Genomic DNA, 11,174 nt, shown 5'->3' with positions numbered 1-11,174 from the left:
AGGTATGGCGAGAAGGAGGTAACCACAGATGTACCGCGAGCAGTTCTCCCTGGAGGGAAAGATAGCCATCGTCACGGGAGGCAGCCGGGGCATAGGGCGTGCCATAGCCGAGGGATACGCGGAGATGGGCGCCAAGGTGGTCCTGGCGAGCCGCAAGGCGGAGGACCTGGAGAAGGTGAAGTCGGGGATCGAGGCCGCGGGAGGAGAGGCCTACGTCATCCCCACCCACATGGGCGATATGGAGGGTATCCGGCGGCTGGTAGAGGGCACTTTGGAAAAATATGGCACAATAGACATCCTGGTGAACAACGCCGCCACCAATCCCATCTTCTGCGGCACCGCGGAAGTGGAGGAGCCGGCTTACGACAAGATCATGGATGTGAACGTGAAGGGGGTGTTCTTCCTCACCCAGCAGGTGGGGAAGGTGATGTGCGAAAAAGGCTCCGGCTCCGTGATCAACGTCTCCTCCGAGGCCGCTTTCTGTCCCACGCCCTTCCTGGGCGTATATTCCATGTCCAAGGCGGCGGTGAACATGCTCACCAAGGTCTTCGCCCAGGAGTGGGGGCCGAAGGGGGTGAGGGTGAACGCCATCGCCCCCGGACTGGTGAAGACCCACTTCAGCCAGGCCCTGTGGGGGAACGAGGCCATCCTGCAGGCGGCCCTCAATTCCATCCCCCTGGGGCGGATGGCCGAGCCCGAGGAGATGGTGGGGCTGGCCATCTTCCTGGCCTCCGACGCCTCCAGGTACATGACCGGCCAGGTGATCCTCATCGACGGCGGAAGGGAGATATCCGCCTGAAAGCTGGGCGGGGAAGAGGGTGAAGGCGAGACGCATGGGCGTGTCCTTGTGGGACGAGGTCCGCATCGGCGGCCTGCGACTGCGCAACCGCGCGGTGATGCCGGCCATGGGCACGGGGTACGGCTCGACGTCGGGCACGGTCACCGAGCGCCTCCTCACCTACCTGGAACGCCGGGCGGAAGGGGGAGCGGGGCTGATCATCACCGAGGTGTGCGCGGTGCACCCCTCAGGCAGGGGCTTCCTCTCCGAGCTGGGCATCTATGACGATTCCTTCCTGCCGGGCCTGGAGGCGCTTGCGGCGGCGGTGAAGCGCAGGGGCGCGGCGGTGGCGGCGCAGCTCCACCACGCGGGGAGGGAGACCTTCCCGGCGGTGATCGGCGAGCAGCCGGTGGCGCCTTCCGCGCTGCCCAGCCGCGCCCTGGGACAGGTCCCCAGGGAGCTGAGCGTGGCGGAGATAGAGGAGCTTACGCGCTCCTTCGCCGCCGCGGCCCGCAGAGCGCGCGAGGCCGGTTTCGATGCGGTGGAGATACATGGCGCCCACGGCTACCTCATCAGCCAGTTCATCTCCCCCTACTCCAACCGGCGCGAGGACGGTTATGGCGGAAGCGGCGAGGGGAGGATGCGTTTCGCCAGAGAGGTGGTGAGGGAGGTACGGCGCGAGGTGGGGCCGGGCTTCCCGGTGATCTTCCGACTCTCGTCGGCGGAGCTCCTGAAGGGCGGTTACGACCTCGACTACCTGCTGCCCCTGCTGCCCTCGCTGGTGGCGGAGGGGGTGGACGCGCTGCACGTCTCCTGCGGCGTCTACGACTCGCCCGGCAACCCCACCTGCCCCGGGTTCCATCACCAGGCGGGGATAAACGTGGAGCGCGCCGCGGCCATACGGGAGCACGTCGGGATCCCGGTGATAGTGGTGGGAAAGCTTCACGATCCCCGCATCGCCGGCGAGGTGTTGGCACGGGGCAAGGCGGACATGGTGGCCTTCGGGCGACAGCATCTCGCCGACCCGCATTTCCTTGCCAAGGCGGCCGAAGGCCGGTTCGAGGACATCAGGTTCTGTCTTTCCTGCAATCAGGGGTGCATAGAGAGGCTCATGTTCGAGCTCAAGCCGGTGACCTGTACCATCAACCCCGCCTGCGGACGGGAGGCGGAGGAGAGGAGGGCGACCGGCAGGGGTGGAGGGCCCTATTTGGTGGTGGGCGCGGGCCCGGCCGGACTGCAGGCCGCCATGACCCTGGGGGAGAGGGGATCCGCGGTGAGGATCGTGGAGAGGGAGAGCTCGCCCGGCGGGCAGCTGCGGGCCGCCGCCCGTCCTCCCGGCAAGGAGTCCCTGGCGGAATGGCTGCAGTGGGCGATACGGAGGCTGCGCTCCCTAGGCATCGAGGTGGAGACGGGCCGGGAGGCGGACGAGGGCATACTCTCCGAGCGGGACTGGGCGGGGGTGGTCTCGGCCTGCGGCGCCTTACCCTTCATCCCCCCGCTCCCGGGGACGGACCTGGAGATGAACGCAGAGGCGAGGGAGGTGCTGCTCGGGCGGCGCCAGGTGCGCGGCAAGGTCCTGGTGGTGGGGGCTGGACCCGTGGGCATGGAGACGGCCCATTACCTCATCTCCAGGGGCTGCGCGGTCACGGTGGTGGAGGAGAGGGACCAGCCTCCCGTGCTGCCCGCCACCTCCCACGGATACTTCCTGCACCGCGAGTTGAGAGAGCGCGGCGAACTCTATCTCTCGGCAAGGGTGAAGGAGGTCCGAGAGGGCGCGGTGACGGTCTCCATGCGGGGAGAGGAGCGGGAGATGGAGGCCGATGCCGTGGTGTGGGCGGTGGGCTCCCGGCCGGAGCGGGAGCTGGCGGAGAAAGCCCGCTCCGCCGGGCTGGCCACCGTGGAGGTGGGCGACGAAGTCGAGCCCGCGCGGCTGCTGGAGGCGGTACAGACGGGATGGGAGGCGGCCCTCTCCCTGGCGGGAAAGGGGGGCGGACGGTGAGCTCCGCCCGCCGCGCAGGACGGTCGCGGCCGCGGCGGACATGGGCCGCTCGCTGACCCCGGAGCGGCGGAGGGCGACGGCCTGCAGCCGCGCCACAGGTGGCGAACGTTGAGCGCGCGGCCGCGGCAGGCGATAATAGCGGAGGAAGGAGAAGGAACGAGCACCCGGTGAGAGGCGGGGCGCGTCGGGGAGAGGGATCACGAGGACGGAACGCTTGAAGATACTGTTCGTGTGCACGGGAAACATCTGCCGCAGCGCCATGGCCGAGGCCTTCGCCCGTGCTCTGCTGGCCGGGCGCAACGGCGGATGCGAGGTCCGGCTGGCCTCCGCAGGGCTGGAGGCGGTGCCGGGAGAGGCCCCTCCCGCTGAAGTGGTGGAGGTGATGCGGTCCCTGGGCCTCGACGTCTCCGGGCACAGGGCGAGGCCTCTTGAGGAGGAGGACATTGCGGAGTCGGATCTCATCCTCGCTATGGCCATGCACAACAGCTCCCGCCTCCTGACCCGCCATCAGGAGGCGGTGGACAGGGTGTTCACCCTCAAGGAGTTCGTGCTGCAGGGTGAGGTGAAGGGGCGCGGCCTGGACGAGCGGGACCCCGAAAAACGACTGCGCGAGCTGAGGAGATGGATACGGCATATCGAGGGTCTCGAGGAGCTGGTGGGGGGAGCGGGGCTCAACGCCAGGCTGCAGTCCTTTTTCCTGCATTACTTCCACCTCTACGACCACCGTTTCAGCATAGACGATCCCCTGGGGCAGTCCATGGACTTCCTGCGCAACACGGCACGGGAGATCAGGGAAGCGGTACAGAGGTTGTTGGGCCCCGATCTTCTCGCCCTCGTCCCCCGGGACTCCGGGAGGGTCGAGGAGGTCTGAGGACGGAAACCCCGGTGCCAGCGGAGGGGTCCGGGGCCGGCCCGGGAAGAGTATGAGGCAGCGGCGGCGAACAAGGAGGGAGACATGGAAGAGGTCCTGTTCCGGCGCGAGGGACAGGTGGAGGTAATAACCCTGAACCGGCCGGAGAAGATGAACGCCTTCAACTACAACATGCTCTATGCCCTTATCCAGCGTTTCGAGGAGCTGCACCAGGACGACGACGCCAGGGCGGTGGTGATCACCGGCGAGGGCAGGGGGTTCTGTACCGGGGCCGACCTCACGGGGGGAGGCGCGAGGGCGGACGCCCACACCCCCATGGGCATGCGGCTTTCCACCCATATCTACTCGCGCTGCATCAGGTCCCTGGCGCTTATGGAGAAGCCGGTCATCGGGGCCATCAACGGGGACGCCGCCGGCGCGGGCTGCAATTTCGCCCTCGCCTGCGACATCCTCATCGCCTCCGAGAAGGCGCGCTTCATCCAGATATTCGTGCGCCGCGGGCTGGTGGCGGACGCGGGCGGGACCTTCTTCCTGCCGCGCCTGGTAGGGCTCTCGCGGGCCAAGGAGCTGATGTTCTCGGGCGAGCCCGTGGACGCCCGGCGCGCGCTGGAGCTGGGATTGGTGAGCCGGGTGGTGCCCCACGAGCGCCTCATGGAGGAGGCCATGGAGGAGGCGCGGAAACTGGCCACCGGGCCCACGCGCGCCATCGGGATGATCAAGCGCATGCTCAACCGCTCCTTTGAGTCGGACCTGGAGACCTGCCTGGAGATGGAGGCCTCCATGCAGGGGATCGCGGTGAGCACCGCCGACGTCATGGAGGGGATAACCTCCTTCCTACAGAAGCGCCCCCCGGAGTTCAAGGGCCAGTGAGGAGACCGTCTCGCGGCGGGAGTCGACGGCGGATACGTTCGGATTACGGAGCCGGGCCGGCGGGATCGAGAGCGGAAGACGGACGGGGAGTCTTCCCCGCTCCTAGCCCGGCGCCGTGCAGGGTGAGATGGCCGTCAAGGCGTCGAGGATGGACGGGGAGACGGGAGATCGCCGGAACGGGATCCGGTGAGGGTTGTCCCGTGCGTCGAAGGCGAGGTCCGAGGCGAGTGATGCCGTCGGCGTGCGGGGCGGAAAGGGGGAGAGGATGAAGGCGCTCACCTTCGAGTACAGCATACCGAAATACCTGCTCACGGGGGCTCTCTGTGACCGCCGGCCCGAGGTCCTCACCTCGCGGCTGGCCCCAGCCCGGGTGCGGGAGGTGGAGGAGCCGGGGCTGCCGGGACCCGACTGGGTCAAGGTGAGGCCGAAGCTCGCGGGTTTCTGCGGCAGCGACCTCAGCATCGTGAAGTGCCACGAGAGCCTGACCCTGCAGCCCTTCGCCTCCTTCCCCTTCGTCATCGGACATGAGGTGTGCGGCGAGATAGCGGAGAAAGGGGAGGAGGTCGAGGGATTCGAGGTGGGGGACAGGGTGACGGTGATGCCCGCCCTGGGATGCCGGCAGCGGCGCATCGACCCTCCCTGCCGCGTATGCGCGGACGGGAGCCACGGTATATGCGAGAACTGGACGGAGGGAGAGCTGGCGGCGGGGATGTTCGTGGGCAACACCGCGGGGGTACCCGGATTCATCAGCGAGATGGGGGTGGCCCATGCCGACCAGCTCTACAGGGTGCCGGAGAACGTGAGCGACGAGAACGCGGTGCTCACGGAGCCCTTCGCGGTAGCCCTGCACATGGTGGTTGGGAACCGCATGCGTCCCGGAGAGACGGTGATGGTGATCGGGCTCGGCGTTATGGGGCTGTGCACTATAGCATCCGTCAAGGCCCTCCACCCGGACGCGCGCATCCTGGGCGTGGAGTTGGACCCCTTCCACAGCGAGGTGGCGAAGGGCATGGGGGTGGAGGAAGTGATCAGGCCCGGGGGAAAGAAGACCTACCGGCGCGTGGCGGAGCTGACGGGAGCTAAGATGTACACCCCCCTCATGGCCAAGCCCATCCTCATCGGCGGAGTGGACCGGGTGTTCGACGCCGTGGGGTCCACGGAGACCCTGGATTTCTCGCTGCGCGTGCTCGCCCACGCGGGCACCTACAACCTACTGGGCATCAGCCCCGTCAGGAAGGTGGACTGGACGCCGGTATGGCTCAAGGAGCTCACCCTCCGGGGTATCTACGTCTACGGGAGCGAGGAGGTGGAGGGGGAGAGGATGCATGCCTTCGAGCTGGCCCTGAAGCTGTTCGCGGAGGGCAGGGCCGACCTCTCGCATCTCATCACCCACCGCTTCACCCTGGACGAGTGGCCGAAGGCTCTGGATACCGCCCTCAACAAGGGCCGCGAGAAAGCGATCAAGATAGTGTTCACCATATGATGGAAATTGACGGCAGTCCCTTTGCAGGAAGACGATCGCGGGGATGCGCAGCGGTGCCGACCGAAATGGGGGCGCGGCGTCATCCGGTGCTGAACGGCAGCCTGCATCGCGGAAGCGATAGCGCTGGAGGCGCTACGGTGCCGGTGCACGGGGGGCCGGGTGTTATCATTTCTCCATCGAAAGCCTGCATCGCGGAAGCGACAGCGCCGCAGGCGCTACGGTGCCGGTGCACGGGGGCAGGGCGTTATCATTTCTCAGTCGAAAGCCTGCATCGCGGAAGCGACAGCGCTGGAGGCGCTACGGTGCCGGTGCACGGGGGGCCGGGTGTTATCATTTCTCCATCGAAAGCCTGCATCGCGGAAGCGACAGCGCCGCAGGCGCTGCGGTGTCCAGTGCCTGGACGGAGCGCAGCGAGGTCCAGGCCTGGCACGCATACGCTCTCTAGAAAAAAAGGAGATCACATGCAGTCTCGACCCATAGCCTTTTTCGACCTCGACCACACCCTGCTGGACGGCGCCAACGGAAACCTGGTGGTCCTGTACATGGTGAAGAAGAGGCTCCTGGGGCTGGAGGCCATCTGGAAGGCGGTGAAGTTCACTACCCTCTACCGCCTTAACCGCCTTCCGCGCGAAGAGGTGTACCGCTGGACTTTCCGGGAGTGCGGGAAATACCCCATAGAGGAGCTGGTGCGCATGCTCGACGAGGCCTACGAGGCATGCGTGATGCCCCGCCTCTTCCGGGAGGGGGCGGAACGCATAGCCGAGCACCGGGAGCGCGGTCACCTCACGGTCATCGCCACCGCCGCGGGCGAATACATGTGCGAGAAGGTGAGGGTACAGCTGGGAGCCGACGACAAGATAGCCGCCAAGGCCCCGGTGAGGGACGGTTACCTCACCGACGAGCTCGAGCGCCCCCTTCCCTACGGGGAGGGCAAGGCCGATCTGGCCAGGGGATACGCGGCGTCGCGGGGGGTCGATCTCGCGGACTGTTATTTCTACTCCGACAGCGTCCCCGACCTCCCGCTGCTGAGGGCGGTGGGCCATCCGGTGGCGGTGAACCCCCAGAGGGGACTGAGAAAGATCGCACTGGCGGAAGGCTGGCCGGTCCTCTACTGGAGTGAACACGCGGGTTTCACCGAACCGAGCACAGCGCTGGAGCTGACCTTCGAGGTCCAGGCCGCTGTTCCGGAACACCGGCGGGCGGAGGATGTTGTCCGGCGTCGCGGGGAGGGAAGAGCGAACACATGATGCATCTTGCGTGCAAAAAGGTTATTATCATGAGCAGGCGTCCTAGGAGGGGGCCGAACGCGGGAGGCTGCCGATGAAGGAACGCCGTCATCACAAAGACCCGTCCACAGCCCTGAAGATCCTGCTCTTCCTGGCGGGGGCGTTGCTGGGCGCCGCATGGGCCCTGCGCCTCGACGAGGAGCAGCAGCGGCGGATCAAGAAGAACCTCTTCGAACTGCGCGAGATGCCGTTCAGGGTCTTCATCTGAGGAGGGCGGAAAGATGTCTTACGTTTACGACACCATCATCGTGGGAGCGGGAGTGGGGGGCCTGACCGCCGCCTCTATCCTGGCCAAGGAAGGCCTCAAGGTGCTGGTGCTGGAAAGGCTGGAGCGCGTGGGGGGCTGCTGCTCCAATTACGACGTCAAGGGCTTCAAGCCCGAGGTGGGAGCGGTGTTCGTCATCGGGCACGAGCTCTACTATAAGCTATTCGAGCTCCTGGACCTGCGCCTTGAGGATTATCTGCAGTGGGACCTCATCGATCCCGTATACCAGGTCTATTTCGAGGACGGGACCGACGTCGCCCTGCCCCGGGACGTGGACGAGATGGCACAGGTGGTGAGACAGCTCGCCCCCCAGGACGTGGACGGCTATTACCGCTACTGCCGGGACATGGCCAAAGTGCAGGACCTCCTCACCGCCGTCTCCGCCAAGCCCATGCCGGAGATAAGGAACCTCACCAAGATCACCGGCCTGGCGAAGCTGGTGGACACCGGAGCCCTGGTACGGGCCATACCCGTGAACCTCAAGATGGGCCTCAACAACCTGGAGAGGTTCGTCAAGGGTTATTTCTCCGACCCCCGCACGCAGCTCATCTTCGGCTGGGAGAATCTCTACGCCGGCCTCCCCGCCCACCGCTGCATGGGGCTTTTCGCCCTCATCACCTATATGGGACACATGGGCTATTACTATCCCCGAGGAGGGATGGTCTCCATCCCCAAGGCCCTGGCGCGCATCGCCCGGGACAACGGGGCGGAACTGCGCCTGCAGGCGGAGGTGGACAGCATCGTCCTTAAGGGAAGGGAGGCCAGGGGCGTCAGGCTCTCCGGAGGCGAGGTGATCACCGCGAGATCGGTGATCTCGAACACGCATTCACGCTTCACCTACTTCAACCTGCTCAGGGACGCGGGCCTGCCGGGCTGGGTCACGCGCACCGTACGTCGCCAGCCGTGTTCCATACCGGCTCCCATGTTCTACGTGGGTCTTTCCGAGAGGCTGGAAAGCGTCAAGGCCCATATGTCGCTGGTGGCCCACAAGAAGGAGAGGGTTGACAATATCTGGACGGACTTCTACGACCGCGGGCTCCTCTACCGCGCCAGGGACGGGGTCTACCTGGTCATCGACAACACCTTCGACGACCCTCAGATGGCGCCGCCCGGAAAGCAGTCGCTCTACGTCATCTATATCGCTCCCTACCGGCTGAAGTACGACGACTGGGACGATATCGCCGGGGTATGGGCGGAGGAGTGCGTGGAATACCTGGACGAGCGCTGCTTCCCGGGTCTCAAGGAGCGCGTGGAGTGGCTGGACTCCGTTCCCCCCCCCGAGCTGGAGCGCAGGCTGAACGTGGCCGAGGGCGCCTTTTTCGGCATCGAGATGAGCCTGCCCAACATGGGGCCTTTCCGCCCCAACTATCGCTCGCGCTTCATCGACCATCTCTACCAGGCGGGGCAGAGCACCAACCCGGGCCTGGGGGTACCGGGAGCCATGATCTCGGGCATGGCGGTGGCCAGCCTCCTGCTCAACGACTGGCCAAAGAAGCTGGCCTGAGAGCGGCTCGCGGCGGGGGCTCGCAGCGCCGGGCGCCCGCGGGGCGAGGGCCGCGGGCATAGCGCTCCGCCGCCGGCGACGCGTGAAGATGTACGCATTGCCGATCGCCGGCCGTAGGTTACGGTTTGACAGATAGGCGGGCCGATATTATTGTAATGACATGTCAGTACCAAAAAAGCGCATGCCCGCCGTCGAGAGGCGCGAACATATCATGAAGGCCGCGGCGGAGGTGTTCGCCCGCAAGGGCTACCGCATGGCCTCGGTCTCGGACATCGTGGAGGCGGCGAAGGTGGGAAGGGGCACCTTCTACCTCTATTTCGAATCCAAGCGCCACATCTTCCTGGAGCTCATCGAGGAGTTCTTCCGCGGCTACGCCGAGATCCTGGAGGAGAACCACATCCACCTGCAGGAAGCTTTTGGTAAAGGAGGCGCGGTGCTGCGGGCGTGGCGCGACAACATGATGCGCCTTTTCGACTACCACCGGGAGAACCCCTACCTCACCGATATCGTGTACCGGGAGGCCCTGGGCAGGGACGAGGACTTCTCAGAGCGGGTGGAGGTGCTCTCGCGTTTCGCGCGCGGGAAACTGGTGGAGGAGTTCCGCATGATGCGCGACCGAGGGATGATGCGGGATTGCGACGTGGAGATGGTCACCTCCATCGTCATGGGGTCCACCGTCTACCTGCTCATGGAGCACCTGCAGAACGGCAGCCGCGTGGACGCGGAGAAGCTGACGGACATGATCGTGGAATACCATATCAGGGCACTCATCCCCGACGAGGGGGACGTGAGGAGGGCCTTGCGCAGCGCCCTGGGAAGGGCATGAGAACGGGCCGAGGGGCGGCAGGCGGAAGGCCGTCTGCGGCGCGGGGCATCATGTGTGGTCTTGCAGGAGAGGCGCGCGGGCGCCATTGAGTCGAAAGGAGGGACGGAGAGAGCCGAGAAGCAACCGGGTCCCGTGTGATAAAGACATGGAAGCGAGATGAGAGCAAGGGGTGAAGTCTATGGTTTCTTTCGAGCTTAGCGACGAGCAGAAGATGGTCCAGGAGACCGTCAACTCCTTCGCGGCCGACCAGATGGAGCCGATCATGAGGGAGTGCGACGAACAGAACGCCATCCCCGCGGAGGTGATCTCCAAGGGTTGGGAGCTGGGACTGCTCGGCGGATGCATCCCCGAGGAGTACGAGGGTTTCGGGGAGGAGATATCCGCGGTCACCGGGGTGATCGCCCTGGAGGAACTGGGCTGGGGCGACCTCTCCATGGCCCTCCACCTCATGGCCCCCTCGGTGCTGGCCATCTCCGTGCTTGACCAGGGCACGGAGGAGCAGAAGAAGCAGATCCTGCCCGCCTTCTGCGGCGAGGAGTTCAAAGCGGCGTCCTGTGCCCTCGTGGAGCCCTATTACAACTTCTGCGCCTCGGCCCTGCGCACCACCGCCGTGAACGACGGCGACGAGTACGTGCTCAACGGCAAGAAATGCCTGGTCCCCCTGGCGGAGGAATCCGAGAACATGCTGGTGTTCGCGGCCACGGCCCCGGGCATGGGCTTTGCGGGCGTCGACGCCTTCATCGTCCCCGTATCCGCCAAGGGCGTTAAGGTGGGGGAGCGCGAGAAGAACATGGGCATCAAGGCCCTGGCCACCTATCCCGTCACCTTCAAGGACTGCCGCGTGCCCGCCGCCGCCCGCCTCGGCGGAGAGGCGGGGTGCGATTTCCTGCGCCTGCTCTCCCGTTCTCGCCTCGCCCTGGCGGCGCTGGCGGTGGGGATGAGCCGCAGGGCCCTGGAGCACTCGCGCGATTACGCCACCCAGAGGATCGCTTTCGGGGAGCCCATAGGTTCGCGCCAGGCCATCGCCTTCATGATCGCGGAGATGGCCATCGAGGTGGATGCCACCAGGCTGCTGGCCTGGGAGGCGGCATGGCGCTGCGACCGCAACATCGACTTCAAAAAGGAAGCGGCGCTGGCCAAGAACTACGCCGCCGACATGGCCATGATGGTCTGTGACCGTGGCGTGCAGATCATGGGCGGACACGGTTACGTGCGAGACAATCCCGTGGAGCTCTGGTTCCGCAACGCGCGCGGTTTCGCCGCCTTCGAGGGCTTCGTGATGGTATAGGAGG

10 protein-coding genes are annotated in these 11,174 nt (G+C 66.0%); all 10 read left to right on the top strand.

The window, feature by feature from the left end; translation table 11 throughout:
• The first annotated feature begins 28 nt into the window (after positions 1-28).
• A complete protein-coding gene (locus H5T74_01605) occupies positions 29-799 on the top strand; it encodes a glucose 1-dehydrogenase (GenBank protein MBC7229072.1) in 771 nt (256 codons plus the stop codon).
• A 34-nt stretch (positions 800-833) separates the two neighbouring features.
• Positions 834-2,777 (top strand): FAD-dependent oxidoreductase, encoded by a 1,944-nt coding sequence (locus H5T74_01600; GenBank protein ID MBC7229071.1) that lies wholly within the window; start codon positions 834-836, stop codon positions 2,775-2,777.
• Between the two features lie 214 nt (positions 2,778-2,991).
• Positions 2,992-3,648, top strand: coding sequence for a hypothetical protein (locus H5T74_01595; GenBank protein ID MBC7229070.1), 657 nt, complete (start codon positions 2,992-2,994; stop codon positions 3,646-3,648).
• An 84-nt stretch (positions 3,649-3,732) separates the two neighbouring features.
• Positions 3,733-4,518 carry an enoyl-CoA hydratase/isomerase family protein gene (locus H5T74_01590; GenBank protein ID MBC7229069.1) on the top strand — a complete coding sequence of 262 codons (786 nt, stop codon included), beginning with the start codon at positions 3,733-3,735 and terminating at the stop codon, positions 4,516-4,518.
• 265 nt (positions 4,519-4,783) lie between these two features.
• Positions 4,784-6,001 carry an alcohol dehydrogenase catalytic domain-containing protein gene (locus tag H5T74_01585; GenBank protein MBC7229068.1) on the top strand — a complete coding sequence of 406 codons (1,218 nt, stop codon included), beginning with the start codon at positions 4,784-4,786 and terminating at the stop codon, positions 5,999-6,001.
• Between the two features lie 461 nt (positions 6,002-6,462).
• The gene (locus H5T74_01580; GenBank protein ID MBC7229067.1) at positions 6,463-7,248 is read left to right on the top strand and encodes an HAD-IB family hydrolase; all 786 of its coding nucleotides are present in this window, start codon (positions 6,463-6,465) and stop codon (positions 7,246-7,248) included.
• A 73-nt stretch (positions 7,249-7,321) separates the two neighbouring features.
• On the top strand, positions 7,322-7,495 hold the full coding sequence (locus tag H5T74_01575) for a hypothetical protein (GenBank protein ID MBC7229066.1): 174 nt from the start codon (positions 7,322-7,324) through the stop codon (positions 7,493-7,495).
• 13 nt (positions 7,496-7,508) lie between these two features.
• Positions 7,509-9,056 carry an NAD(P)/FAD-dependent oxidoreductase gene (locus H5T74_01570; GenBank protein ID MBC7229065.1) on the top strand — a complete coding sequence of 516 codons (1,548 nt, stop codon included), beginning with the start codon at positions 7,509-7,511 and terminating at the stop codon, positions 9,054-9,056.
• A gap of 160 nt (positions 9,057-9,216) precedes the next feature.
• Positions 9,217-9,882 (top strand): TetR/AcrR family transcriptional regulator, encoded by a 666-nt coding sequence (locus H5T74_01565; GenBank protein MBC7229064.1) that lies wholly within the window; start codon positions 9,217-9,219, stop codon positions 9,880-9,882.
• Between the two features lie 178 nt (positions 9,883-10,060).
• Positions 10,061-11,170, top strand: a complete 1,110-nt coding sequence (locus H5T74_01560) for an acyl-CoA dehydrogenase family protein (protein ID MBC7229063.1) — start codon at positions 10,061-10,063, stop codon at positions 11,168-11,170.
• The last annotated feature ends 4 nt before the right edge of the window (positions 11,171-11,174 follow it).

The sequence above is a fragment of the Actinomycetota bacterium genome (assembly GCA_014360645.1).
In the GTDB taxonomy this organism is placed as follows: domain Bacteria; phylum Actinomycetota; class Geothermincolia; order Geothermincolales; family RBG-13-55-18; genus Solincola_B.
The sequence above is the reverse complement of the archived record's forward strand: the minus strand, read 5'-3'. Positions and strand labels throughout refer to the sequence as shown.